Raw genomic sequence first — 25,767 nt, forward strand, 5'->3', positions numbered from 1 at the left:
CTACGCAATGGGCCTTTACTGGATTACTGATTACCTGTGAAATCGACTTGTACTCTCTTTGCATGATCCCAGCTTGCAAGGACATATTGAGTGATTTCATCAGCTAATTTAGCAGAATGTCCTTCAGTTGAAAGTACTGTTACTTGAACGTCACCGTTTTCAGTTCTTACAAAAGCTTCCGGATATCCTAGAGCCTTTATCTGTAATTCCAAAAGGGCTTCTGCAGAATCACGTTTTGTAAGCTCTGCCATTTCATTGAAAGCCTCATTTTTCTCTTCAGCAGTAGAATCAGGTGAAGTCATTTTAGCATCCAGTTGTCCTTGAATTTTACTACGCTCATCCCGGACAGCCATACGCATTTCTTCAAACACATAAGAAGTTGCAAAAACAGGCGTTTGTTTGTCTGAAGAACCTTTTTTCGGTTTCTCAGCTGTTTCAGTCATATCACTTGAAAAAATCTTTACTCCATCGAATGGCATTGGCGCTTTTTCTTTAATATAATAAATCGAAATTACAGCAACAAGACTCATCAATGTTAAAAACCACACTGTACGTTTATTCGTTCTCATCATGGTTCCCCCTTTTGGTCATTTCAACGATCACAATTCGATGTTCTGGTATTTGAAGTACAGCTGATAGAATTCGTGTGAGTTCAGACTTCAAACCAGGATTTCCAGCTCCTTCTGCCACAACAAGTACGCCAGTTGCTTCACGTGTGTTGGAATCCGCTGACTTCGTAAAGTAGTCGGAAAGCGGTGATTGTTCTTTAGTTCCCGTTGGAGGATGGAGATAAATCGATACCTCACCTACACCATCCATTTTTTGTAATGCTGCTTCAAGTGCTATTACTTCTTGGCTCCCCTCCTTTTCGCTAATATTCCCGGATGTTGCATTCTTAGAATTCCAGGGAGGATTAAGTAAGATGAACACTAGAGCTATGATCCCTAGAAAAAGGACCATTTGCATCTTCCCAGTTGGTTTTTGCATCTCATCACCATTCCATCTGTCTGATAGGGGCTAGGGCCTGTTCATCTATGACACAATGTATGCACTCAGTTCTATTCGTATAACCTAAGAAACGAAAAGATATTGAACAGCAACCACATGCCCGCCGCAAGTTTCGCGAGATGACCGAATTCTTCCTTTCGAGATTCCGGCAACATCATTGACAAGATCCCCGATAGAACCGATATAAGGACAACACCAATTAAAAACTTTTCAACTCGCTACACTCCTTTCAAACTAATTCACAGCTAATTTTATATAGACTATAAAAAACAAAACTGTATAAACAAAAGCAAAAATCATTAAGAATGTAATCGCACATAATACGAATAAGGATCGGCCGATGTCATCTAACAAGTCGGATATTTCTATTGAGGTGAATGGTTCTATAAGTGCTGCACTCCAGCGATATAAGAACGCAAGGACTAGAGTTTGGACAACAGGCAAAATCGAAATACTCCATAACGTAACCAACAGCCACCCGCCCACCATGAATCCAGCGCCAGAAGAATATCGGCCGAGTGACCCCATACTATCCGTAACCAGCGATCCTACAAATGGAATGTTCTGCCGGATTAACTCTTTTATCGGTTCACTTGCAGCTTCAGAAATCCCCCATGATACGACTCCTCCAGCAGTTATGAATACGGAATACGCTGCAACAACTGATGAGACTGTAGCGAGTAAAGTTGTCCGGAGCATGTCCGATAATTTGGAATATGAAATGAGCGGATATAAACGGGTGACGACATCAAATAACAAGGCCACTGTAACGAGCGGAAGTAACAAACGATCCGCAAAATATACAGCGCCATTTGCAAAAAGCAGCAGTGCGGGTTGGAAGTTGATTAAGTTCAGTGCATTTCCCGAAATCGCCATACCAGCAGTCAATATCGGATAACTCGTAATAAAAAGTACGGCAATCGATTTCATAAGGGACTGGACGAGTAAAAGTTGTAAAAATGCGGGACGCAGCACAACTAAGACGATTACGACAAAAAATAATTGCTTAATCCACTCCGCGTAGGATGGAAACAAGTAGTTCATCACTGTTGCAAACAAAGAGGTAATTATTACAATGATAAAACTGTATAGGAGACCACCGACGAGTGATTGAACGAAATCGATTATGAACATCATCCCCTGTTCACGGCGCAATAAGCGTTGTGAGTGTTTGAATCAGATTCATTAACTCAGGCAGCCAAAGGGTGAGAATCGCTATTTTGATTACAAGTAATGCCAGGTTGGCTAATGATGTGTACCCAGATTCAGATAGGTGATGAGTTATTGCTTCTGATATGAAAAATAAGAACGCACTTACGATTAGCAGTCGCCCATAAGGCTGAGGTATTCCATGGAACAATTCACTTAGTTTCTTGATGAAAGGAACGAGTACAGTGAACGTGACATACGCAAAAACGAACAAATAAATCGCGCTATAGAGTATCGGATGTAACTGAGGAACAGCGAATTGGATGATTAACAGCAGTAGGAAAACAGCAAGTAATTGAAAGAGAAGTGCCATTACATTGCCAGCGAAAGCCATTGAAAGAACTCAGATATCTCCGTAAAGAAGATCTTTAAAAAACGAATCATCTCAACTGCTATATACAAATAGGCAATGAAAAATAGAAAAAAAGAAAACTCTTTCTTTCCAGTTTGTTCAAAGAAGATATGCAAACAACCGATAACCAGTCCGATGCCGGCAATTCGCAGTAAGTCATTTAATTCCATCCGGACATCCTCCTCCTGATTCACTATACGCAGCTCTATGAAAGAATATGAAAAAACGCTTGCCCATTTTAATAAACGGACAAGCGTTTTAATACGAGATTATACGAATGTTGATAAAGAATTATGCGCGTGACACATATTCTCCTTCTTCTGTATTGATAATCAATTTATCTCCAATATTGACGAAGAAAGGAACTTGTACAGTAAGACCAGTCTCTAGTTTTGCAGGTTTAGAACCGCCGCTCGCTGTGTCCCCTTTAATACCCGGTTCAGTTTCGCTAACTTCCAAAACAACTGTAGCGGGAACTTCAACTCCAAGAACCTCTTCTTTATATTGAATAACATGTACTTCCATATTCTCTTTAAGATAATTTAATTCATCTTCGATTTGTTTTGATGAAAGTTCGATTTGTTCGAAGCTCTCATTGTCCATGAAGACATGGTCATCTCCATTTGCATACAAATATTGCATGCGCTTATTATCAATTTGTGCTTTGGCTACTTTTTCACCAGCACGAAAAGTTTTTTCGTTCACATTTCCTGATCGAAGGTTGCGTAGTTTTGAGCGCACAAATGCAGCGCCTTTACCTGGTTTAACGTGTTGGAAATCCATGACACGCCAAATGTCCCCATCTACCTCTATTGTCAAACCTGTTTTAAAATCGTTTACTGAAATCATTCCGTTTCCTCCAATAGCATTATAAAATTTGCAGTTCTTTTGTACAGTGCGTTAACCGTTCACAGCCATCTTCTGTAATCACTAGATCGTCTTCGATTCGAACGCCGCCAATCCCTGGTAAGTAAATACCCGGTTCTGCTGTAACTGTCATATTCGGCTCAAGAATCGTTTCTGAGCGGAATGACAACCCTGGAGACTCGTGTACTTCAAGACCAATTCCATGTCCAGTTGAATGACCAAACGCGTCACCATATCCTTTTGAAGCAATGTAATCCCGAGCAAGTGCATCTGCTTGGATGCCGGTCATCCCAGGTTTAATGCCTTCAACTGCTAATTTCTGAGCAGCAAGGGTAATCTCATAGATTTCCCGCATTTCATCCGATGGTTCGCCGACCGCCACTGTTCGCGTTATGTCGGAGATGTATCCATTATACAACGCACCGTAATCTAATGTCACGAGTTCTCCAGATTGTATTTTTTTATCACTAGCGACGCCGTGTGGAAGTGCTCCACGAACACCCGAGGCGACAATTGTGTCAAAGGAAGATGAAGTGGCTCCTTGTTTACGCATGAAGAATTCTAACTCGTTGGATACTTCTAGCTCAGTCATACCCGCTTTGATGAATCCACATATATGTGTAAATGCATCATCAGCAATTTTTGCAGCTTGCTTTAGTATTTCCAGCTCTTCCGGTGTTTTTATGATACGCAGTTTTTCGACAAGCCCTGAAGTAGGGAATAATTCAGCTGCCACCTTACTTTTGTATAGCTCGTACATGCCAAATGTTAAGTCGTCTTTTTCAAATCCTACTCGTTGAACTTTCATTTCTTCCAATTGTTGCGCGACTTCTTCAATCATCGTTTTGTCATGTTGGACAATTCTAAAGTCTTTAATTTGGTCTGCAGCCTGCTCCATATATCTGAAGTCGGTAATAAACACAGCGTCATTTCCAGAAACAATTGCCGCGCCTGCAGTTCCAGTAAAGTTCGTCATATATCGGCGATTGTAACCGCTTGTAATAAGTAAAGCATCCAGCTCATTTTCTACTAACAATTTTCTTAGTTTATCAAGTTTCATACGTATCAGTTCCTCCCTATTTTTGTTAATAAAGCACGGGCGGCTAACTCATAGCCATCCGACCCTAATCCAGAAATTTGTCCTATACACACGGGGGCAAGCATTGAATTTTGTCTAAAAGACTCACGTTTATGTATATTTGATAGATGAACTTCCACTACTGGAATTTCTACCGAGGCAATCGCGTCACGAAGAGCAATACTCGTGTGTGTGTACGCCCCAGGATTAAAAACAATACCTTTTGTGCCTTCATCTGCCGCCTGATGTATACGATCTATCAATGCACCTTCATGATTCGATTGAAAACAAGACAACCCGACTTCATGATCAGAGCACAACAAGCGAATTCGTTTTTCAATATCCGCAAGTGTTTCATGACCATAAACATCAGGTTCTCTTTTTCCTAGTCGATTTAAGTTAGGTCCATTTAACAGCAACAAATCCATTGTATCAGCCCCTAGCCATTTTCCTTTCTATTTTATCACAACATTTTGACGAGGTAACCTATTTCGCTTTTATCGGAATTCCTTTTGCATGAAAACTGCCGTACCAGTAACAAACCTCGTGATAATAGCCGCGATACATAAGAATGGAATTGAAATTGACTTAACTGCCCCGCCTAAAGACCCCGGAGAGGAAATCATCCATTCTGTGGCACACACTAAAATCACTGCAACTAAAATCGACGTAACCGAAGGGGGAATACGTGTTGTGAATAGCATGATCATGTATAGTACTAAAAACAATACAAATAGCATTACCACCATCACAGCCCATTTTAATAATGGCGAATCTCCCTCAAGAATGTTCCACTTTTTCGTCCATCCAATCGGAGACCAATAGACAAAATGAAATGTCTTTAAAAATTTTAGGCTAATAGCTGAAAGTGCTGCAGCAACGAATGCTGTCCATAGAAGTGTTGGTATGTGCATAGTTGTCTCCTCCTATTATAAGTGTCGCCGAAATGCCTGTTTTTAAACGTGATGGTGGAGCAATCCTGCATTTTCCTGTACAATAAGTACATTAAGAAAAGCAGTAGACTTAAATAGAAAGTGTGGTCTGTACATGGAAAAAAATCAGCAATCCCCCGCATATGGCGGTCAAGCTCTTATAGAAGGCGTCATGTTCGGCGGTAAACGACATACAGTAACCGCTATACGACGAAAAGACGGATCTATCAATTATTTCCACGTACTTAAAGAAAGCAGCCCCGTGCGCCAGAAGCTGAAAAAGATACCTTTCGTAAGAGGTATTGTGGCTCTTATTGAATCAGCAGGTCTGGGTTCGAAACATCTGACATTCGCAAGTGACCACTACGATGTTATGCCAGGCGAAGAAAAAGAAAAAACAGAAGAAGAAACATCAAAACTAACGATGATTTTAGGTGTCGCGGCAGTCGGTGTTCTTTCCTTCTTATTCGGGAAATTTGTGTTCACTTTGTTCCCGGTATTTCTGGCAGGGCTATTTCACCCCATATTTCCAGGGAAAACGGTTCAAATTCTGTTAGAAACTTTCTTCAAGCTCACGTTGTTACTCAGCTATGTATCTTTGATTTCTATGACCCCGCTTATAAAAAGAGTATTTAAGTATCACGGAGCAGAGCATAAAGTAATCAATTGTTATGAAAACAATCTGCCCTTAACAGTTGAAAACGTTCAAGCTCAGTCGCGATTGCATTACCGATGCGGCAGCAGCTTCTTGCTGTTCACTGTTGTTGTCGGCATGTTTATCTACTTTTTAGTGCCTACTGACCCATTCTGGCTTCGTATAGTCAATCGAATTTTACTTATCCCTGTTGTGCTTGGTGTATCATTTGAAGTTCTTCAATTGACAAATGCCGTGCGAAATGTTCCTGTATTGCGCTACTTAGGATATCCAGGGCTATGGTTACAACTGTTAACTACTAAAGAACCGGACGATGATCAGGTAGAAGTCTCAATTGCTTCCTTCAATAAACTAGTTGAAATTGAATTGAACGGTGTTGAAGTTCTTTCAGAAGAATCTCCCCTTTCTCCAGAAAGCGAAATGAGCGCAGTTAACTTATAAAAAAGGAAGGCTCCGAGTTTATGCCGGATGCCTTCCTTTTTTTGTCTATACATACTGATATCACAGTGATTATTGATTCTACTTTCGATACGTCCAGTCATCATTTGCGTATTTATTCCGCTCAATTTCTTCGACGATAGCTAATTGGTCAGACGTTAAGGTGTAAGGCACCAATTCGATATCTAATGCCGTTTCGAAACCCTTCGAAAAGGCACTGGAACATTCGGCTGCACTTATCGTACGATCAGTTAACCGGTCAATCGCGACTGCTTTTTCAGGAAGTCCTAATCTAACTTTCTTTCTGACTTCCTCATTTTCAAACTTAAATAATGAAACGAGCTTATCTTCATTCAAACTCATTAAAATAGCGCCATGTTGCAAAATAACACCTTTTTGCCGTGTTTGTGCGCTGCCTGCAACTTTTTTACCTTCAACGACAAGCTCATACCAGCTGGGAGCATCGAAACAGACCCCGCTTTTTGGTCTTTTTAGTTGTTCACTAACTTCTTCACCAGGTACTGAAAAAGAAGCGTCTAATCCTAAATTCCGAAACCCTTCAAGTAGTCCGCCTGAAATAACTCGATACGCCTCTGTTACAGTTTCAGGCATTTCAGGATAGTCTTCAGAAACAATTACGCTATATGTAAGTTCGTGCTCATGAAGAACCCCTCTCCCGCCCGTTGGCCTGCGGACAAAACCTAATCCATTGCGCTTAACAGCTTCCATATCAATCTCTTTCGCTACGCTTTGGAAATATCCAATAGAGAGTGTTGCTGGATTCCATTCATAGAAACGTAAAACTGGACCGATTTCCCCTTTACTGTGCCAATCTAGCAGCGCTTCATCCAATGCCATATTAAAAGATGGTGAACTTTTTCCAGATTGAATGAAATTCCATTTTAATTTCCCCATACTTCCCCGCCTTTCACTTATAACGCACTCAATTTTATCATAGCAATTGAACATGTGCCACTTAATCATTATAATGAAGGATGAGATAGAAAGGGGAAAAATGCTGTGAATGCTAATCTTTATATTTTAATAGGACTTTTGTTTGTAATGATCGCTTATTTCATCATTACAGCTCTACGTCTCCGCAAAGCGGTTACCAACCTGACACAAGAGCAATTCATTGAAGGGTATCGAAAAGCTCAGCTGATCGATGTACGCGAACCAAAAGATTTCGATGCTGGTCACATTCTGGGTGCCCGCAATATCCCGTACACACAATTGCGTCAACGGTATAAAGAAATCCGTCCTGACAAACCCGTCTACCTGTACGATCAAAACGGTGGGAAAAGTGCACGAACAGCTCTTTTCTTGAAAAAGAAAGACTATACGCAACTATACCATTTACAAGGTGGGTTCCGTACTTGGTCAGGTAAAGTCAAAAGCAAAAAATAAGAAGGTAAAAAGACCGAAGCAATTTCGCTTCGGTCCTTTTTTATGTTTTATGCTTTAACTAACTCTTCTTCGGTCTGGGGTGTATAACGAAGAACTGGTTTTCTAGCTGCCTTCGTTTCATCTAATCGACTGATAACCGTTGTATGCGGTGCTTCTTGAACGATTTCAGGATTCTCTTCAACCTCTTTTGCGATTTGGATCATCGCATCGATAAAGGAATCCAACGTTTCTTTCGATTCAGTTTCAGTTGGTTCAATCATCATTCCCTCTTCAACATTCAGTGGGAAATATACTGTAGGCGGATGGAATCCAAAGTCAAGCAAGCGTTTCGCCATATCAAGTGTGCGAACTCCCAGTTTCTTTTGTCTACGACCTGACAGCACAAATTCATGTTTACAATGCTGCGGGTATGGAAGATCGAAGTAAGGTTCCAAGCGACGCATCATATAGTTCGCATTTAAAACTGCATTCTCCGTAACGGCCTTCAAACCATCAGGTCCCATTGAACGGATGTACGTGTACGCACGCAAGTAGATTCCGAAGTTACCATAGAACGGTTTTACACGACCAATGGATTGTGGAACATTATAGTTAAATGTGTAAACGCCATCGTTCTTTTCAAGAATTGGTTTTGGCAAGAAAGGAGCAAGTTCACTCGTTACACCTACTGGTCCTGAACCAGGGCCTCCGCCACCGTGCGGTCCAGTAAACGTCTTGTGTAAATTCAAGTGAACTGCATCAAAGCCCATGTCTCCAGGACGCGCTTTTGACATTACTGCGTTTAAGTTTGCTCCATCATAGTACAATTTCCCGCCTGCACCATGGACAATTTCAGCCATTTGCATAATATGTTCTTCAAACAAACCGAGTGTATTTGGATTTGTAAGCATAAGAGCAGCTGTATCTCCGCCAACTTTTGCTTTCAAATCTTCGATATCCACTAGTCCATTTTCATCGGAGTTAACCGTAATTGTATCGAATCCAGCAACTGTTGCAGAGGCTGGATTTGTTCCGTGTGCAGAATCTGGTACAAGTACTTTAGTACGTCCAGAATCCCCATTTGCTTCGTGAAATGCCCGAATCATCATTAATGCAGTCCATTCGCCTTGCGCGCCAGCTGCCGGCTGAAGAGTAACTTCATCCATACCTGTAATTTCACAAAGGTGTTCTTGCAAGTCGTATGCAACTTCCATTGCGCCTTGTACTGTTGACTCGTCTTGTAACGGGTGAATATTCGCGAATCCTGGAATACGTGCAACCGCTTCGTTAATTTTCGGATTATACTTCATCGTACAAGATCCTAGTGGATAAAATCCTGTGTCAACTCCGTGATTACGGTTTGATAACGCGGTGTAATGACGCATAATATCCAACTCTGAAACTTCTGGTAATGCAGCTTGTTCTTTACGAATCAAACTCTCAGGAAGAAGATCTGTTAAATCCACTTCTGGAACATCTAAATCTGTTAGGCTGTATCCGATTCGACCAGGTTTTGAAACTTCAAAAATGAGTGGTTGGTTTTCGTTATGCATGGACTGCCTCCATTTCCTGCACAAGTGCATCAATTTCTTCTTTTGTCCGTTGCTCAGTCACAGCAAATAGCGCGTGATTCTCCATTCCTTTATACGTCAAGCTTAAGTCATATCCACCAATAATGCCTTGCTCCAATAATTGCTTATTCAATTCCTTTATTGACCGTTTACAGTCAACAACGATTTCGTTGAAGTGTGAATTTCCACCAAGGACCGTGAAACCTGCCTTTTCGAATGCTTGCTTTGCATAGTGTGTCTTCGCATAGTTCTGATAAGCAATTTCACGTGCCCCGGCTTTACCAAGAGCTGTCATCGCAACAGATGCAGCAAGTGCATTCAAAGCTTGGTTAGAACAAATATTAGATGTGGCTTTATCGCGACGGATATGCTGTTCACGTGCTTGAAGCGTAAGTACATAACCGCGGCGTCCTTGATCGTCTGTCGTTTCACCAACAAGACGTCCCGGTACTTTACGCATTAGTTTCTTTGTCACTGCAAAATATCCACAATGCGGACCGCCAAATTGTTCAGGAATACCGAAAGGCTGAGCATCACCTACAGTGATATCTGCTCCCAGTTCACCCGGGGGTGTTAAAATGCCAAGTGCCAACGGGTTTGCTGATACGACAAACAAGGCTCCATTGTCATGTGCCATATCACCAATCGCTTGCAATTCTTCAATCTGTCCAAAGAAGTTAGGATATTGAACTAAAACAGCAGCCGTATCATCAGCTAACAACACCTTTAACTCTTCAATATCCGTCACACCATCTTTTTGGGGAATCGTTACAACTTCAATCTGCTGACCATCCGCATACGAACGAACAACATCCCGTGATTCTGGATGTACAGTTTCAGATACAAGCAGTCTTTTACGTTTCGTATGTCCCGCTGCAAGAGTTCCTGCTTCGGCAAGAGCAGTTCCGCCATCATACATAGAAGAATTCGCAAGATCCATTCCCGTCAATTCACAAATCATAGATTGGAATTCAAAGATTGCTTGAAGTTCACCTTGAGAAATTTCTGGCTGATAGGGTGTATAGGCAGTATAAAATTCAGATCTAGATATAACGTGATCTACAATAATTGGTTTATAGTGATCATATACTCCAGCCCCAAGAAAAGAAGCATATTGTTTAGAATCTGCATTTTTAGCAGCCACTCGTGAAAGCTCTTTTAGTAATGCAGATTCCGATTTAGCTTCCTTAATGGCTAAGTCTCCAGTGAAACGAACACTTTCAGGTATATCTGCGAACAGTTCATCGACTGAAGAAATTCCAATTTCTTTCAACATTTCATTACGATCAGCTTCTGTCATCGGCATATAACGATGCATCATAATCCATTCCCCTCTTTCCCATAGTGCGAATAGGTCCATGCTAAATTTTAAGAGCGTTTATAAAATGGTGTTTCAATTACTTTAGCTTTCAATCTCTTATTACGGACTTCGATTTCAAGTTCAGTTCCTAATTCAGCAAGATCCTGACTAATTAAAGCAAAGCCGATATTCTTTTTTAATGTGGGGGATTGTGTTCCCGTTGTAACAAAACCAACTTCTTGATCTTGATGGCGGACCGGATATCCAGTACGGGGTATCCCTTTATCAATCATTTCAATTCCAACTAATTTGCGTGGTACTCCATTTTGTTTTTGTTCAAATAAAGATGATTTACCCAGGAAGTTTTCCTCTTTCTTCAATTTGACAACAAAATTAAGTCCAGCTTCTAATGGAGAAATATCTTTGGATAATTCTTGCCCATACAATGGAAGCCCTGCTTCAAAACGAAGTGTATCACGAGCGCCTAGACCTGCCGGTAAAAGTCCGTCTTCCTTGCCTTCAGTCAAAATGGTTTCCCATAACTTTATTGCCGCTTTAGGAGAACAGTAGATTTCGAATCCATTTTCACCCGTGTATCCTGTACGTGATACAAGTGCAGTTTCACCAGCAATCGTTACATGATCTTTAAAACGGAAGAACTTAATATCACTTAACGATTCATCTGTAAGTCGTTGCAAAATACTTTCCGCTTTTGGTCCTTGTAAAGCCAGCAGTGCCCAGCTATCTGATTGATTGTCGATTTGAACATCATCAGCAGCGTGCTCTTTCATCCAGTTGACATCCTTTTCGATATTGGAGGCATTGACGACTAAAAGGAAGTCGTTTTCTGCGCGCTTGTATATCAATAAATCATCAATAGTGCCGCCGTCCTCATAGCACATTGCAGTATATTGAGCTTGGCCGTTAACCAATTTCGAAACGTCATTTGTAACTAGCTTTTGCAAATATGCGAGTGCACCGTCGCCACTGACAACCACTTCTCCCATATGTGAAACATCAAAAAGTCCAGCCGTTGTTCGCACTGCTTCATGCTCGGCTTTAATACTTGAAAATTGGACCGGTAGCTCCCAGCCGCCAAAATCGATTGTTTTTCCATTATAAGCTGCATAACTCTCAAAAAGCGGTGTACGTTTTAAAGATTCTGACAACACAATCTCCCCCATTCGTCTTCAAAAAAAAGAAAGGAACCCCCTTTGTTAAAAGAGAGCCCCTGTCCATTCGGCACACTAATTTCACAAGTGAAACTAGCATCAAAAGCCAGCTATTGCTGACACTGTTCAGAGATGCGTCCAACATAAGTCTTTTTGCCTGAGAGATTCATGACTAGTCACTTGCTCCTTCGGCGGCGCATTAAGCGCTCTCTCCCCATGTATTCATCCGCACTATTCGATTTGGAAATGAAATAGTTTAAGATTCAAAAAACTACTTGCTATCGAACCTATCTTAACAGTTTGATGCTTTAAGTGCAATTACTTTTGAGCTGAATTCATTTTCGTCTCAAACTCTTGCGCCGTGTCCGAATCACCAGACATTCGTTCCATTTGAAATGCGATGTACTCCGTAACTTTGCTTAGCGATCGCTGCTTTGTCAGTACGACGAAATGGGCTGATTTCTTATATGCGTCATACCTCTTGTGAAAAAGCGTCTCAATTTCTGAGCGCGAGGAACGCTGCACAATTGGACGATTTTTGTCAGTAGCTATACGCCGCCATATGTCTCTAAAGGGAGCATCCAAGAAAAAAACCAACCCTTGTGCGCGCATAAGTTTGCGGTTCTCTTCACGCATCGCTACTCCGCCGCCTGTAGCAATAATACATTTTTCGTCGCGGAAGGTTTGAAGAAATTCGGTTTCCATATCTCGAAATCGTTCTTCCCCATAAGTCTCAAAGATTTGAGGGATCGTCATGCCTGTTTTTTGTACAATTTCGTGATCCATGTCGTAAAAGGGAAGTTTCGTAAAAAAGCTCAACCGTTTACCAATTGCACTCTTACCGCATCCCATGAATCCTACTAAATACACTTTATTCATAGAATCATCCGCCCTGCATTTTTGTTATCGCTGCCTTTTCGTAAAATTCCCCAGCGAATCATAAGTTCCATATAAGCTATCATGCCATGAAACGAATGTAAAAAGAAAGAGGGAGACGAAAAATAATAATGCAATTGCCATCAAAAGCACTATGCCGTTTTCATTTTTCAGCAAATCCAATAGAAACACTCCTTTGACGCTTTGTTCCATTTTGAAGCGTTGCAATTACAGTGACAGCGGTCCCTTCCTCAATGAATTGGACAGAATGCACGGACGTAAGCAATGGAACATGTCCTTGATTTCCAATTCTTCTTCGGATGACACCACCAACACTGCTGTATTCTTTTTTATTTCCAATTTCTTCAGAATAAGCATTTAATACCGAACCCCCTGCATTGATATCGATTGCAGTAACTGCTTCAAGATCTTTTTGCATATCAATCATGAATAATTCCCATTCAATTGTTTTACTATCTGTAAGTTGTTTATAAGAAGCATCTTTGAACAAAAGAAACAAGACAATCAAATGAAGGAAGGCAATTGCAATTACTAATTGAAATAGGCTTTCAAGCAGCGTAAAGCCATCTTCTCTGCCAAGTACAGTCATGACGTACATACTTCTGATTTATTGTTGTTGATAAGATATTTAACACATACTCTTTCACCATCCACAAACCAGGAATACTCCATGGCGTCTTCTTTTCTCAGTCCGTTCGTTATTCCGTAATTCGTATAAAGTATTGCTGCTTGGTACATTGTTTCTTTTGCTCGCATATCTTGTTTTTTATTTTCCAAACCTGCAAGCATCTGAAATGAAAGGGGCAGCAATGTACTAAAAACAACCATCATAATCGTTAATGTCAAAATGGTTTCTGGCCAAGAGTATCCAGATTCATTCATATAGCAACATTCTCCCTTTTTGGAACTGGAATCGAATTATTTTCTTTCCATTGGACGTTTGAAAAATCATACTTCCGGTTTTAAACATATCACCATTGTCTTGGAAGTCCACTTTATTCAATGTACTCGAGCTATCGAATATAAAATTCGGTGGAAAAGATGTAGTTTTTTTCTTGCCACTGTCCAAATAAGTAACTGTGTAAACTGTGCCATTCTCACTAAAACTTAAGTTTGTGCTCGCTTTGTGCGCAATTGCATAGGATTGCATTTGCTGTACAGTCGCTTGAAATGCTTGAAGCGCATCCTGTTCTGATTGCACAGCCGTCCAACCACTGCTTACAGGTAATACAATAATCGTCAAAACTCCTACAATTGTTAACACTAAAAGTAATTCTAAAAGTGTCATACCTTGTTCGGAAGAAACTTCAGTCATGATTCATTTGTTCTATTAGGGTTTGTTACTTTCCCTTCCGCATCTATCGTTAACTCAGTTCCATCCGGACACTTAGGTTCCTTTGGTAAATATCCCTCTTCAGCAAGCTTAGTTAAGCTTACTGGAATTTCCTTTTTGTCCATTTTATAAGCTTGTACTTGTCCTTCTACCATTTTCAAATAGGCATCGCATCCCTTTGTGTCAATTGACTTCGAGTGCTTGGTAACATTCGGTATTGCAACTAAAATTAGTACTGAAATAATTAATAGTACAATCATCATTTCAATTAAAGTAAATCCTCTCTCGTTACGTAAAAATTTCATATCTATACCCCTTTACATGTTTTTTATCATCCCATAAACAGGTAACAGCAATGCTAAATACGCCGCTATTATACAAACCGCAAGAATTACAAAGAGAATCGGCTGGAGCATCGACATCATTCGATTCACTTTCCGATCTATCGAATGCCCCAGCTGTTCACTGTATAACAATATCTCTTTAGCCAAATGTCCACTATCCGATCCATGCTTTGCGAAGAAAGATAATTCACGATTCAATCCCTCTGTTAAGTCAATCGCAATATGAAAAGCTTCACCTTTGCCTGCATGGTTAAGAATGGATTGTGCAACTTGGGCTAACATAAGGTCCATCTTCTGATTGGTTAAGATCATCATTGCTTCTTGAATGGAATTTCCCGCTGCAAGTAAATTACCTGTTTCTGATGCAAAAAGTCTTGTCAAAGTATTTGAGTACATCTCTCCAAGGAACGGAATAGAGGATAGTTTTCGAATCCTTTGCGCAGGATTTAGCCGTTTCAGATAGGCCCTGCTGCTGATAGCAAGCAATAGTAAAACCACCATCATACCCAACAAAACATCTGGTGCCCTCGCAACAATGCGCGGTAAATATTTTGCCAAACCATTAGTAGAAGCTGATCTGGATGCTGCCAATGTCTCAAAGTTAGGTAAAAAGTAAAGTTTAAATGCGATTAGCAAGAGAGCCATCGCAAACATTAGAACGAGTGGATACGTAGCAGCTTGAACAAACTTTTGTCTTCGGACATGTGCAGCTTCCAACCTTACTGCGGCACCTTGAAGTGATTCAGCTAATCTGCCATCACTCTCAGATAACTCAATGGACAACAAAATCCGATCCGGAAAGCCAAGCATTTTCAACACTTCAGAAACGTTTGCTCCGTCCCTGAAAATTTCCTCGACATTATTTAATACAAGTAAACTATTTGTGCAATGGTGAGGGATGAGTAACGAAAAGCATTGTTGGATGGTATACCCTTCGTGAAGCAATTCTGAAGCCCGCAATAAAAACATCGGCTGATTACTCATCGTAAATGTCTTATCCTTATTCAATATCTGCCATGGCTTACGAAGAGTAACTGGAATTGCTGTACTTTCTACCAATGGATTCTACTCTCCCTTCCTCAGGTCGGTAAACAGGCTGATTGTTGACTAATGAATTTTTAAGGTGTTCCAGTTTTTCATCTTGAAAGATATCGAACACAGCCGCTAACTCTCCATCAGATTTACGAATCAACCGTTGTGCTGTAATGCAAACAGCGGTTTGTCGCAATTCTTCTGGGGAAACACCAAAATCCATCATCCGGTAAAGACAACCCGCGTGATCTTTCGCGTGTACCGTAGTTAATACCAAATGTCCTGTAAGTGATGCTTGCACGGCAACTTTGGCAGTTTCAGCATCACGAATTTCACCAATCATGATGACGTCCGGTGAATGTCGTAAAATTGCTTTTAGTCCCGCAGCATAGGACATACCTGCCCGCTCATTCACTTGTATTTGCAATAGGTGACGGTGGGGATTTTCTACAGGGTCTTCTAAAGTAATTACATGTCTGTCCAGCTCATTGACACAGTGTGCAGTCAATGAATAAATTGTCGTTGTTTTTCCAGAACCTGTTGGACCGGTTACCATAAATAATCCTTGTTGTTGGGATATGGATTGCTTTAACATGCCGGCCCAAGAACTTTCCAGACAAAGTTGGTCAATTGATACAATCCTGTTATGCTGCTGAATCCGAATTACTGCGCTCTCATTTATGTGTATAGATGGAATGGTTGATATACGAAACGAAAAGTTGTTATTGTTGAATTGTTTGTGGAAAGAGCCGCTCTGTGGTTTGCGGCGATCACTAATATCGAGGGAAGAAAGGAATTTGTAAAAAGAAATCATCCGGATTGCCAATTGTGGGGGGAGTTTGCCAATCCGCTCTAATTTAATATTCTTTTTATGATAAATGTCATACCCATCTTCTATAGGAACAAGATGTATATCTGTTGCATCTACATCAATCGCTTGCTGCAGTAAGTGAAAACACTTTTGCTCGATCACATTTTCTTGAGTATCCAAGGCACACCCCTCTCTCTAAAAACATAAGACCGCTTTATGTCTTGTCCACAGTATAATCGCACTCATAGGAAATTGGAATAGTTTGTGAGAAAGTAGCATTTTCGATACCCCAAGCCGTATAAAAATTAAAGGTTGAGACAATTAATGTTTAAACAATCACGGATCTGTCACAACCATTCCTTTACTTTGAGTTTACTTTTGACTGCACTATCCTATATAATAAAGAGGAGTTTATTGTATTGTTGTAAGGAGGGACGCACTTATGGATAATATGTTCAAGCTGTGTGGTTTCTGGACAGGGATTTTCGCAGTGATGTTTTTTGTCGGCGGAATGGATCAAGTCGCACTTTTATTTATCGCAAGCACTATTTTCTTCATGCTACTTGGATACATGAAACTTACGGAAAGAATGTACTTGTATATGTTCGGCGCGTACTTAATGATTTTTACAGTTGGATTTACTTATTACGCAACTTTCATTCACGTTCCAGGAGCAGGACACTAAAAAACAGCCGAAATTCGGCTGTTTTTTTTTTAGAATCCATTTAAAAAAGGGTTAGAATCCATTTCGGCTTTAGGAGTTGTTTTAGATCCATGTCCCGGATAAATTCTATAATCTTCATCTAGGGACAACAGTTTTTGCTCAATCGCTGTCAGTAATTGATGTGTATTACCACCTGGCAGATCTGTACGCCCAATCCCTTGCTTAAATAACGTATCCCCAACGATAACGAAACGATCCTCGTGAAAGACGAAACTGACGCTTCCTGGCGAGTGTCCTGGCGTATGACGGACTTCAATTTCAAATGATCCGACCTGCAAGAATCCTTCATCGTTAATTACGTGATCTGCGAGGCGACACACAACAGGAGGGAACATTGGATATTTGGCCGATCCATTTAGTTCCGGATTGCGCAGCCATAGATTTTCTTCTTTGTGAATGTATACCGGAATATCGTAGTGCTGTCGGATTGATTCTAAAGCGCCTATATGATCAAAATGAGCATGCGTGAGTAAAACTGCAATCGGTTTCAAATTTGTATCTTTAATCGCTTCTTGAATTTTGTCTGATTCTTCCCCAGGGTCAATTATTAAGCATTCCCCATCACTATTGCTGATGAGATAACAATTAGCCTGAATCGGTCCGAGTGGCAATGTTTTAATCTTCATAGGAAACTCCTCCTCATATATCACAATAGTACGTAAAATTCATGAGAAATTCAAATAATCGTCACGTTTGCAACTCGACAAATCATTAACTAAACAGTACAATAGAAGATGAGTATTGCTAACTAGGCATTCATCTGTTCTTTATTGAAAGGAGTGTCATCATTTATGAATCTTTTAATGGTTATTTTTGGTCTTATTGCTATTTTAGCTGTAGTTGGAACCGTCCAAGGATTTAAAGAGCGAAACTTGCTCAGTATTGTTTTTAACTTATTAGCAGCCGTAATTTTTGGTGGCTTTACAATTGCTACAATTGTATTCCAAGGCTATCCACCATCCTTACACTAATATTCCTTGGATGATAGAAAACGCCTACCGCATTAAAGTGGTGGGCGTTTTTCTATACAATTATCTTCCATATGAAAAGCTGTCCCAATTAGTCGTTTTCACGACCTAGTGGGACAGCTTATTTTTTACTCTTTGCCCTTCATTTCAGGCAGTTTCTTTTCGTTATCATCTTGACCATCTTTAAATCTAAGCAGATCCCCATTAATTATAGTATCTGAGTAGTCAAGTTCCGTTGAAGCTCTTTCGATATAAGGAGCACACAACTCTGCATCAGTAGGCTCGCCAGTTTCCGCATCATAACAAACTTCATGGGCGTAAACATACTTATCAGTCACAAAACGGCCATCTCTAAAGATCACAAAGTCTTCATGTTCTTTTGAAAACAAATCCGAACCAAATTGTAAATCTTCTTTAGTATCAATACCAACTAAATTCAAGACTGTTGGCCGAACATCCATTTGGCCACCAAGTTCATGCATCACTTTACCTTTCCCATTACCTGGAATGTGAATATAAAATGGAACCTTTTGCAGCTCAGCGTTATCAAATGCTGTAACCTCTTTGTCCAAATACATGCCCATTGCTTTGTTGTGATTTTCAGAAATACCATAATGATCTCCATACATTACAATAATAGAATTGTCGTAAAGACCACTTTCTTTGAGCTCATCAAACAAAACTTTTATTGACTCATCTAAATAACGAGCAGTTTGGAAGTACTTATTTAACGTTTTCGAGTTAGAGGTGTACGGGGGAATCAGCATATCCTCATCATCCAAGTCAAATGGATGGTGGTTCGTTAACGTAATCATACGGGAAGCAAAAGGTTTAGGCATATCTTTCATCATCTCGACAGATTGTTCAAAGTAAGGTATATCTTTCATACCCCAGTTTACTGCCTGACCTTCACCAATAGTATAGCTTTCTACGTCATAGAACTTTTCTATGCCCAGTGCTTTATACATTATGTCACGATTCCAGAAACTCCGGTTGTTCGCATGCATGACATTTGTAAAGTAGCCATTCTGCGCTAGTTTCTCTGACATTGAATCGTATGTGTTTCCACTATGAGTGAAGAATACAGCACTGCCATTTCTCGGATAAATTGAGTTTTCAACTATAAATTCAGCATCGGATGTCTTTCCTAACCCTGTTTGATGATAAAAATTATCAAAGTAGAATGTGTCTTTATCTTTAGTTAAGGAGTTCAGGAATGGTGTAATTTCGTGTCCGTCCATTTCATTATTAATAACAAAACTTTGTAACGATTCTAGAGAGATATTAATAATATTACGCCCTTTTGCGTCTTCAAACATCTCTACACTCGGTTCTTTGTGATTGGCATGGATATAGTTTTCAACTTCTGACAGTTCACTGCCATCCGCTAACACACGTTGAGCGTGAGACTTCGATTGAACAATTAGATCGTAAATGTGATAGTTATAGGTCCCGATATTTTTAACAAGTAACTCTCTATCAAAACTGCGAGTTAATAATTGGGGTCTCTGTGCTTCTGCCAAACCTAAATTGACCATGAACAAAGCAGCCGTTGCGATGAAATATAACCGTCTGCCCATCTTAAACTGGCGTGAATTTTCAGTAGGCTGCGGAATATATTTAACCGCTAATGCTACGATTACCACATCTGTAAAAAAGAAAATATCAGTACCGTGGATATTCGCCATAACAGACGATGAAAGGTCACCGAAATTATTCGTCTGGAACAGCAATGGAATTGTTATAAAGTCACTAAAGAACCGATAAAACACCGCATTCGAAAACATAATAACAGATGTGATTACACTGATTGTAACTAAATATGCATTGCGTCTTTTAGTTGTTTTAATGAAAAGTCCTATTCCGTAGATCAACAATAAGAAACTGAGGGGATTAATAAATAGAATCAATTGTTGAATCATATTGTCGATGCTTAAGTTAAAACTCGTCAAATAGCCGAAGTACGTCGTTAGCCAGGTTGCAAGTACCGCAATCACCAGCACAGAGTGTTTCGGCCAGTTAATTCTACTCATTTCATCTCTTCCTTTCTATATCTGAAAAATACATCTATCTATACTATATTAAACGTTTCAGTATGAAAAAAGTTTCATTACATGACAATTTTATGTCAAAAATGTAACAAGAGAAATACACCCGAGTCTTTCTTATTTAATTTCCTTAGTAAGAGTAGATAGTTCATTTTTAATAATTAAAGTCGCCATCAAGTAATCTTCTTTAAGTAGGAGACCATCATCATATAAATCTTTCAACTCGGACTGCATTAATATTATATCTGCCCTTCTATCACCCGTATATATATATGCACCAAAACTTCTCATCAGACGGATTACGTCCCAAAAGGTAGTTAGGCCAGTTCGCTGCATAGCACAACCCGCTCTTCTGTAATTATTTTTCCAACTGGCAAATCGTGTCTTTCTATTGGCAGACTTGGAACCATTTGTAGTTCAAAAGCCAATGAAATCGTCTTACCTGTGTAATCAGCAAGGAAGCGGTCGTAATAACCTCCTCCATACCCTATGCGAAATCCTGAATTTGTGAAAGCAACACCAGGAACTATTATTAAATCAATATCTTCCTTGTCAAAAGCTGTTGTGAGATCTGGATTTGGTTCTTGCAAACCTGCATAAACCGTTTCGAGCTGGTTAAAATCTGTAATCTCTCTAAAATCCATTTCTCTTTCATGGGGATAACATTTAGGAACGACCACTGTTTTGCCCTTACTCCAGCAATTTTTAATAATAGACCGTGTTTCGACTTCAGTATTGCGTGATAGAGTAATTGCAATCGTCTCAGCTTCTATGAATTCCGCAGTTTCCAATAAGCTTTCTTTAATTTTTATAGAGTAATCTTTATATTCGTTTTCAGTCATATTTTTCAAATTTAATAAAATAGTATTTCTAATAATCTTTTTATCCATATACTCTTCTCATTCCCTTCTTTTCAAAGAAAAAACCAAAACCAGTAAAGGTTTTGGCATGAGCAATTATTTCGTTTCACGGTGAAGCGTTTGCTTCATCTCGCGTGAGCAATATTTTTTCATTTCAAGACGTTCTGGATTGTTACGCTTGTTTTTCTTTGTGATATAGTTACGCTCACCACATTCTGTGCAAGCTAGTGTAATATTTACGCGCATTGTTGTCCCTCCCACTCATCAGCGATAGTAGAGTATTTATGAGCATGATTTATACGACTTTTCTATTGTATCATAAATACACTGATTGTCTAGCTTGAAATCCAAATTCCTATTTGGTTTTTGATATGGTACCATGAAGAAAACTGCAACTGCAAGGAGAGGTACCTTTGTCACTTCCCATTATCCTAATGATCATCGGCATTGTCACACTGCTTATTTCCATTTATGAAGGCACTAAACAGTCGAGTCAAGATGAAATCGAACAGATTTCAATTAGCCTGCATCAAGAAACCAATTATTTAAAAAAACGCGTGAAAGCCTTGGAAGAAGAGCTAATGATGGATTCAACTCCCGTTATCCAGCATCCTGCTTCTCAAAATCAAGAAAAACCTGTCCATACAATTATTGTGAGTCAGATCACCGCGCTGCATGGCCAGGGATATTCTATAGAGGAGATTTCTAAACGATCTACACTTCCACCTGAACAAGTGCTTTCAGTTTTGCGATCGAAAGGTGTCCGCGTATGATTCGACAGATTTTGCAAATAATTGGTGTTGTAAGTTTAACGGCTGGTGCTGTTTTGTTTATACTAAATGAGCCTTCATCATCGGATAAAAATGAACTGATTTCCCTGAGCGCTGAAAACACAAAACTGAAACAGCAACTCACAGAGACAAAAGAAGCACTAGCAGATGCCCAGCAGACAAGCCGGTCTGATAACACAACATTCCATTCGGAAAAAGAAACAGACTCATCTCAAGTTGACGAAACAAAAGACCCAATCACTAAAATGATTTTGACACTTTCACGGGGGGATACTTCGAAAGATGCCTCCGACTCGCTAGAGCGCTCCGGAATCATTAAAAGTTCAAATGAATTTGAACGTTATCTCGATGACAATGGTTTGTCTGGTAAGATACAAATCGGAAAGCACGAGGTGGATTCAACAATGAGCTTTGCTGCTCTTGCAAAAGAGTTAACTACTGTAAAACAATGAAAGCTGTATCTCTCTCAGTTTAACTTGAGAGGGATACAGCTTTTATTCTTTAGCACTAATTATTTAGAACTTTTCTCATCTGCTGCTGCGTTATATGGTGGTTGGATAGTTGGTGTTTCAGTTGAGAAAATCTCAGATTCTGCACGTTTTTTCTTCAATGCAAAATATTCTTTAACTGCAGCCTGTACAATGTCGTTGTTCGGGTGCGGCGGGTTTGTGGACGTCGATACGTGTGGTACGATAACCGCATAGGCAATTTCAGGATTATCAAAAGGCGCAAATCCTACATGGGCAACTGATACTGTTGGTGTTCCCCATACAGAGCGATCTTCACCTTCATAATAACCAGACTGTGCAGTACCAGTCTTACCTCCTGCATCGAAATCTTCTCCTTTAAATAGGTCACGTGCTGTTCCACGCGGTCCATAGTATGTGTAATACATTCCCTTTTTCACCCGATTTATTTCTTCATCGCTGTTATTGATACGATTCAAAACAACTGGGTCAGACTGTTGAATCAGTGAACCGAATTCTTTTCCGTCTTTTGAAGGCTCATAAACAGATTTCAAAACACGAGGAGCAATTCGATATCCACCATTGGCAACAGTAGATACATATTGAGCTAGTTGTAATGGTGTGTAGGTATCATACTGGCCTATTGCAAGGTCAAGAAGTTTACCAGGTTCTGCCCGGTTCGGTTCAGGAGAGGATCCAGTGATTTCACCAGGAAGATCGATCCCCGTTTTGTTCCCGAGACCAAAGGAAGCATAACCGTCTCTCATTTTGTTGAACGCATCAAAATCGATTCTCAGTCCGCTGCCTCTAACATAATTATAGTTCGCAATTTTCATCGCTATTTTGAACATGTACACGTTAGAAGAGCGTCCGATCGCTTCTACATCGTTAATTGGAATACGTGAACTTTGGTTAAACAGTGATGATTTTGGCCGACTGCCTTTAAAATAAATCGGCTCGTCAATTTTGACTTCGCCTAACTTTGCAGCTCCATATTGATAACCTGTTAGCAGCGTCGCAAGTTTGACTGTAGAACCTGCTTCATAAGAGGTACTAAATGTGCCGAAAGTATAATCTTTTATGTTAATTTTACCAGTTTCTTTATCTGTCACTAGTTTCTTACCTACCATAGATAACACTTCACCTGTGTTAGGATCCATCATGACAAAGAAAGCGCGATCTAAGAACTTAGAACCAGCCATACGTTTGGCTTTCAGTAAATTATCTTCTACAATTTTTTCCAAATGCGCCTGTAATTCAGTATCAATTGTCAGCATTAAATCTTTCCCGGGTTCACCTTCACGAACAGTCTTCGTTTCAACCACTTTGCCAGTTCGGTCTTTAATATTTTTCACTACAGTTTTCTGACCTTTAAGCAAATCTTCATAGTAGCTTTCAATATAACTTTTTCCTACTCTATCATTCCGTGAATAGCCCCTTGATAAAAAGTAATCCAAATCTGTCTTAGGAATCCCTTCAACGGGACTTGTCGTTGAACCAAGTATGGCGCTATCTGACATTTTCACACGTTCCCAGTCAGTCGTTGTATTCACGCCTGGTAATGACCCTAAATGTTCAGAGACCGTTGCAAATTCTTTGTCTGATACATCTTCACTTTTAACAATCTGTGGTGTGTAAGCATATCCTGACATCATTTCACGGTAGATCGCGAGAACTTCAAGCTCGCTTTCCGTGAGTGAATTCAACTCTTCATCAGTGATTCGATCTCGAGTCAAAGTCGTGATTTTACGCTCAGCCTCTTTTTTATTTAGTGATTCATCATTTTCGAGCTCAAGACGTTCTTTCTTCGTCACTTTAGCAAAAGCTTCATCAGAATGAAGAAGAATCCAGTAATCTTTTTTGTCTCCCAACGTAACGCGTTTCGTTGGCTTTTCGATCAATTTCGCAAGTTTTTTTGCAGTTTTCAGCATTTCTTTAGATGTTGTGGAGGTTGTTTTCGTATATGTAATTGCATTGCGAGGCTCGTTATCTACGAGCAAATGCCCACTTCTATCAAAAATTCTCCCCCGAGGAACGCTAGTGTTCACAGCAATCTCCTCTGTACGCTCTAATACTCGTTTATAATCTTCTCCCTTTACAATCTGCAAATAACCTAAACGAAAAATAAGCAGCGAAAACAAAACAAATATTGAAAAGAATAGAAAGTTCATTCTGAAGGAAGTAAGTTTGCGCTGACGAACTTTTGCTTGATCGACTTTGCGCTGATTTTTTCTCAAACATTCTCCCTCCCTTAACAGTTATGTATCATGAGAATTATATCATTAAAAAAATAAAAAGCACACATCTTGACGAACAAGACGTGTGCGTGGTTGCATAAAAAACTTACTTATTCTCTGAGTAAAGTTTTTCAACTTCATCCCAATTTACTACGTTCCAGAATGCCGAAATATAATCCGGACGACGGTTCTGATAGTTTAAGTAGTACGCATGCTCCCAAACATCTAAACCTAGTAGTGGAGTTTTGCCATCCATTAATGGGCTGTCTTGGTTTGGTGTAGAAGTAATTGCAAGTTCTCCGTTATCAAGAACTAGCCATGCCCATCCAGAACCAAAACGAGTTTTAGCTGCATTTGCAAATTCTTCTTTGAATGTGTCGAAGCTGCCGAACTTCTTATCAATCGCTTCTCCGATTGATCCTTTTGGAGCTCCGCCACCGTTCGGTGAAAGAAGTGTCCAGAATAAGGAGTGATTCGCATGTCCTCCGCCATTATTGCGAACTGCAGTACGAATGTCTTCAGGAACTGCATTCAAATCTGAAATTAGCTCTTCAACAGATTTTGCTGCAAGATCAGCATGCCCTTCTAACGCATTGTTCACATTAGTCACATACGTATTATGGTGTTTAGTGTGATGAATCTCCATTGTTTCTTTGTCAATATGTGGAGCAAGTGCATCATACGCATAAGGCAATTCAGGTAATTTGTAAGCCATTTCCTATTCCTCCTTGAATGATTGATTTCTTTCCTACTCTTTAAGGGTATCAAACTTCCTATAGGCATTCAATTATGTTGTCTTTTATGTGACAAAGAAAATGAAAATCGCAATCATTACAATCATGATCACCGCTTTGACAATCACTGATGTTAAAAATCCTATAAGAGAACCAACGCCAGATTTCAACGATTGTTTAAAACCTGATCTTGTCACTAACAATTCGGCTAGAACAGCTCCGATGAATGGGCCAATCAAAATACCTGCTACAGGAATTACGAATGGACCTACAAGTAAACCAATAGTACTTCCCCATCCGCCAGCATTCGAGCCGTCAAATCGCTTGATGCCAAAAAGATTAGCGATAGTATCCGCCCCGAATAACAAAACAGTGAACAGCACTTGAATGGTCCAGAACAACCATCCCATTTGACTAAAAGTATCTAGGAGCCCGTACAGTAAAAACCCGCCGATAATGAAAAGCACAGAAGGAATTATCGGATAGATCAGACCTAGAAAAGCAACAACGAAAAACACTATTGCAACAATCCACGCAACCAACACCATCCTAA

34 protein-coding genes and 1 riboswitch are annotated in these 25,767 nt (G+C 39.9%); of the genes, 6 read left to right on the plus strand and 28 right to left on the minus strand.

Annotated features, from left to right (window positions below):
• Positions 1–23: 23 nt before the first annotated feature.
• From QT716_RS02585 to QT716_RS02625, 9 genes are all read right to left on the minus strand, one after another.
• The gene (locus QT716_RS02585; RefSeq protein WP_317934256.1) at positions 24–569 is read right to left on the minus strand and encodes a SpoIIIAH-like family protein; all 546 of its coding nucleotides are present in this window, start codon (positions 567–569) and stop codon (positions 24–26) included.
• Entirely contained in the window at positions 556–987 is a 432-nt protein-coding gene (locus QT716_RS02590; RefSeq protein ID WP_317934257.1) for a hypothetical protein, read from the minus strand. The genes QT716_RS02585 and QT716_RS02590 overlap by 14 nt, the downstream gene beginning before the upstream one ends.
• Positions 988–1,242: 255 nt before the next feature.
• A complete protein-coding gene (locus tag QT716_RS02595) occupies positions 1,243–2,145 on the minus strand; it encodes a stage III sporulation protein AE (RefSeq protein ID WP_317934258.1) in 903 nt (300 codons plus the stop codon).
• 7 nt (positions 2,146–2,152) lie between these two features.
• Positions 2,153–2,551 carry a hypothetical protein gene (locus QT716_RS02600; protein ID WP_317934260.1) on the minus strand — a complete coding sequence of 133 codons (399 nt, stop codon included), beginning with the start codon at positions 2,549–2,551 and terminating at the stop codon, positions 2,153–2,155.
• Positions 2,530–2,739: a hypothetical protein gene (locus QT716_RS02605; RefSeq protein ID WP_025784730.1), complete on the minus strand. Its 210-nt coding sequence runs from the start codon at positions 2,737–2,739 to the stop codon at positions 2,530–2,532. Before QT716_RS02605 ends, QT716_RS02600 begins: the two co-directional genes overlap by 22 nt.
• A 121-nt stretch (positions 2,740–2,860) precedes the next feature.
• Complete coding sequence (efp, locus tag QT716_RS02610; RefSeq protein ID WP_317934262.1) at positions 2,861–3,418, minus strand: elongation factor P; 558 nt, start codon at positions 3,416–3,418, stop codon at positions 2,861–2,863.
• Between the two features lie 19 nt (positions 3,419–3,437).
• Positions 3,438–4,496, minus strand: a complete 1,059-nt coding sequence (locus QT716_RS02615) for a M24 family metallopeptidase (RefSeq protein ID WP_317934263.1) — start codon at positions 4,494–4,496, stop codon at positions 3,438–3,440.
• Between the two features lie 5 nt (positions 4,497–4,501).
• On the minus strand, positions 4,502–4,942 hold the full coding sequence (gene aroQ, locus QT716_RS02620) for a type II 3-dehydroquinate dehydratase (RefSeq protein ID WP_317934264.1): 441 nt from the start codon (positions 4,940–4,942) through the stop codon (positions 4,502–4,504).
• Between the two features lie 69 nt (positions 4,943–5,011).
• The gene (locus QT716_RS02625) at positions 5,012–5,428 is read right to left on the minus strand and encodes a hypothetical protein (RefSeq protein ID WP_317934266.1); all 417 of its coding nucleotides are present in this window, start codon (positions 5,426–5,428) and stop codon (positions 5,012–5,014) included.
• 133 nt (positions 5,429–5,561) lie between these two features.
• Between QT716_RS02625 and QT716_RS02630 the strand changes: the two genes are divergently transcribed.
• Entirely contained in the window at positions 5,562–6,542 is a 981-nt protein-coding gene (locus QT716_RS02630; RefSeq protein WP_317934268.1) for a DUF1385 domain-containing protein, read from the plus strand.
• A gap of 78 nt (positions 6,543–6,620) precedes the next feature.
• On the opposite strand, the gene QT716_RS02635 is transcribed toward QT716_RS02630, so the two are convergent.
• Positions 6,621–7,454, minus strand: a complete 834-nt coding sequence (locus QT716_RS02635) for a lipoate--protein ligase family protein (RefSeq protein WP_317934269.1) — start codon at positions 7,452–7,454, stop codon at positions 6,621–6,623.
• Between the two features lie 147 nt (positions 7,455–7,601).
• Between QT716_RS02635 and QT716_RS02640 the strand changes: the two genes are divergently transcribed.
• Complete coding sequence (locus QT716_RS02640; RefSeq protein ID WP_317934941.1) at positions 7,602–7,946, plus strand: rhodanese-like domain-containing protein; 345 nt, start codon at positions 7,602–7,604, stop codon at positions 7,944–7,946.
• Between the two features lie 47 nt (positions 7,947–7,993).
• Here the strand turns inward: QT716_RS02640 and gcvPB are convergent, their stop codons facing one another.
• The 10 genes from gcvPB to comGA all read right to left on the minus strand — a co-directional run bounded on the left by gcvPB (position 7,994) and on the right by comGA (position 16,565).
• The gene (gcvPB, locus tag QT716_RS02645; RefSeq protein WP_317934270.1) at positions 7,994–9,478 is read right to left on the minus strand and encodes an aminomethyl-transferring glycine dehydrogenase subunit GcvPB; all 1,485 of its coding nucleotides are present in this window, start codon (positions 9,476–9,478) and stop codon (positions 7,994–7,996) included.
• The gene (gcvPA, locus tag QT716_RS02650; protein WP_317934272.1) at positions 9,471–10,817 is read right to left on the minus strand and encodes an aminomethyl-transferring glycine dehydrogenase subunit GcvPA; all 1,347 of its coding nucleotides are present in this window, start codon (positions 10,815–10,817) and stop codon (positions 9,471–9,473) included. Before gcvPA ends, gcvPB begins: the two co-directional genes overlap by 8 nt.
• 47 nt (positions 10,818–10,864) lie before the next feature.
• Positions 10,865–11,980: a glycine cleavage system aminomethyltransferase GcvT gene (gcvT, locus tag QT716_RS02655; RefSeq protein ID WP_317934274.1), complete on the minus strand. Its 1,116-nt coding sequence runs from the start codon at positions 11,978–11,980 to the stop codon at positions 10,865–10,867.
• 123 nt (positions 11,981–12,103) lie between these two features.
• Positions 12,104–12,194, minus strand: a riboswitch (glycine riboswitch).
• A gap of 92 nt (positions 12,195–12,286) precedes the next feature.
• Positions 12,287–12,847 (minus strand): shikimate kinase, encoded by a 561-nt coding sequence (locus QT716_RS02660; RefSeq protein ID WP_317934275.1) that lies wholly within the window; start codon positions 12,845–12,847, stop codon positions 12,287–12,289.
• Between the two features lie 160 nt (positions 12,848–13,007).
• Positions 13,008–13,454: a competence type IV pilus minor pilin ComGF gene (gene comGF / locus QT716_RS02665; protein WP_317934276.1), complete on the minus strand. Its 447-nt coding sequence runs from the start codon at positions 13,452–13,454 to the stop codon at positions 13,008–13,010.
• Positions 13,451–13,747, minus strand: coding sequence for a hypothetical protein (locus QT716_RS02670; RefSeq protein ID WP_317934277.1), 297 nt, complete (start codon positions 13,745–13,747; stop codon positions 13,451–13,453). The genes comGF and QT716_RS02670 overlap by 4 nt, the downstream gene beginning before the upstream one ends.
• Positions 13,740–14,180 carry a prepilin-type N-terminal cleavage/methylation domain-containing protein gene (locus QT716_RS02675; protein ID WP_317934278.1) on the minus strand — a complete coding sequence of 147 codons (441 nt, stop codon included), beginning with the start codon at positions 14,178–14,180 and terminating at the stop codon, positions 13,740–13,742. The genes QT716_RS02670 and QT716_RS02675 overlap by 8 nt, the downstream gene beginning before the upstream one ends.
• Positions 14,177–14,503, minus strand: coding sequence for a competence type IV pilus major pilin ComGC (gene comGC, locus QT716_RS02680; protein ID WP_317934279.1), 327 nt, complete (start codon positions 14,501–14,503; stop codon positions 14,177–14,179). Before comGC ends, QT716_RS02675 begins: the two co-directional genes overlap by 4 nt.
• Positions 14,504–14,515: 12 nt before the next feature.
• On the minus strand, positions 14,516–15,601 hold the full coding sequence (gene comGB, locus QT716_RS02685; protein WP_317934280.1) for a competence type IV pilus assembly protein ComGB: 1,086 nt from the start codon (positions 15,599–15,601) through the stop codon (positions 14,516–14,518).
• On the minus strand, positions 15,564–16,565 hold the full coding sequence (comGA, locus tag QT716_RS02690) for a competence type IV pilus ATPase ComGA (RefSeq protein ID WP_317934282.1): 1,002 nt from the start codon (positions 16,563–16,565) through the stop codon (positions 15,564–15,566). Before comGA ends, comGB begins: the two co-directional genes overlap by 38 nt.
• A gap of 262 nt (positions 16,566–16,827) precedes the next feature.
• Here comGA and QT716_RS02695 point away from each other — a divergent pair, with 262 nt between their 5' ends.
• Entirely contained in the window at positions 16,828–17,070 is a 243-nt protein-coding gene (locus QT716_RS02695) for a DUF2626 family protein (protein WP_317934283.1), read from the plus strand.
• A 29-nt stretch (positions 17,071–17,099) separates the two neighbouring features.
• Here QT716_RS02695 and QT716_RS02700 read toward each other — a convergent pair whose 3' ends face one another.
• Positions 17,100–17,735: an MBL fold metallo-hydrolase gene (locus QT716_RS02700; RefSeq protein ID WP_317934284.1), complete on the minus strand. Its 636-nt coding sequence runs from the start codon at positions 17,733–17,735 to the stop codon at positions 17,100–17,102.
• A 165-nt stretch (positions 17,736–17,900) separates the two neighbouring features.
• Between QT716_RS02700 and QT716_RS02705 the strand changes: the two genes are divergently transcribed.
• Positions 17,901–18,080, plus strand: a complete 180-nt coding sequence (locus QT716_RS02705) for a DUF2759 domain-containing protein (RefSeq protein WP_025784750.1) — start codon at positions 17,901–17,903, stop codon at positions 18,078–18,080.
• Positions 18,081–18,205: 125 nt separating this feature from the next.
• On the opposite strand, the gene QT716_RS02710 is transcribed toward QT716_RS02705, so the two are convergent.
• The 4 genes from QT716_RS02710 to rpmG all read right to left on the minus strand — a co-directional run bounded on the left by QT716_RS02710 (position 18,206) and on the right by rpmG (position 21,231).
• On the minus strand, positions 18,206–20,110 hold the full coding sequence (locus QT716_RS02710) for an LTA synthase family protein (RefSeq protein ID WP_317934285.1): 1,905 nt from the start codon (positions 20,108–20,110) through the stop codon (positions 18,206–18,208).
• Positions 20,111–20,242: 132 nt separating this feature from the next.
• Positions 20,243–20,461 (minus strand): YqgQ family protein, encoded by a 219-nt coding sequence (locus tag QT716_RS02715; protein ID WP_317934287.1) that lies wholly within the window; start codon positions 20,459–20,461, stop codon positions 20,243–20,245.
• Complete coding sequence (locus tag QT716_RS02720) at positions 20,443–21,015, minus strand: 5-formyltetrahydrofolate cyclo-ligase (RefSeq protein ID WP_317934288.1); 573 nt, start codon at positions 21,013–21,015, stop codon at positions 20,443–20,445. Before QT716_RS02720 ends, QT716_RS02715 begins: the two co-directional genes overlap by 19 nt.
• Positions 21,016–21,081: 66 nt before the next feature.
• The gene (gene rpmG / locus QT716_RS02725; RefSeq protein ID WP_025784754.1) at positions 21,082–21,231 is read right to left on the minus strand and encodes a 50S ribosomal protein L33; all 150 of its coding nucleotides are present in this window, start codon (positions 21,229–21,231) and stop codon (positions 21,082–21,084) included.
• A 167-nt stretch (positions 21,232–21,398) separates the two neighbouring features.
• Between rpmG and QT716_RS02730 the strand changes: the two genes are divergently transcribed.
• Together QT716_RS02730 and QT716_RS02735 are read left to right on the plus strand one after the other, a co-directional pair.
• Positions 21,399–21,758, plus strand: a complete 360-nt coding sequence (locus QT716_RS02730) for a hypothetical protein (protein ID WP_317934290.1) — start codon at positions 21,399–21,401, stop codon at positions 21,756–21,758.
• Positions 21,755–22,228 (plus strand): hypothetical protein, encoded by a 474-nt coding sequence (locus tag QT716_RS02735; RefSeq protein ID WP_317934292.1) that lies wholly within the window; start codon positions 21,755–21,757, stop codon positions 22,226–22,228. Before QT716_RS02730 ends, QT716_RS02735 begins: the two co-directional genes overlap by 4 nt.
• Before the next feature lie 59 nt (positions 22,229–22,287).
• Here QT716_RS02735 and QT716_RS02740 read toward each other — a convergent pair whose 3' ends face one another.
• The 3 genes from QT716_RS02740 to QT716_RS02750 all read right to left on the minus strand — a co-directional run bounded on the left by QT716_RS02740 (position 22,288) and on the right by QT716_RS02750 (position 25,762).
• Positions 22,288–24,480, minus strand: a complete 2,193-nt coding sequence (locus tag QT716_RS02740) for a peptidoglycan D,D-transpeptidase FtsI family protein (protein ID WP_317934294.1) — start codon at positions 24,478–24,480, stop codon at positions 22,288–22,290.
• Between the two features lie 106 nt (positions 24,481–24,586).
• A complete protein-coding gene (sodA, locus tag QT716_RS02745) occupies positions 24,587–25,195 on the minus strand; it encodes a superoxide dismutase SodA (protein ID WP_317934296.1) in 609 nt (202 codons plus the stop codon).
• Positions 25,196–25,279: 84 nt separating this feature from the next.
• Entirely contained in the window at positions 25,280–25,762 is a 483-nt protein-coding gene (locus QT716_RS02750; protein ID WP_317934298.1) for a DUF456 domain-containing protein, read from the minus strand.
• Positions 25,763–25,767 lie beyond the last annotated feature (5 nt).

Source organism: Sporosarcina aquimarina (assembly GCF_033253705.1).
GTDB lineage: Bacteria > Bacillota > Bacilli > Bacillales_A > Planococcaceae > Sporosarcina > Sporosarcina aquimarina.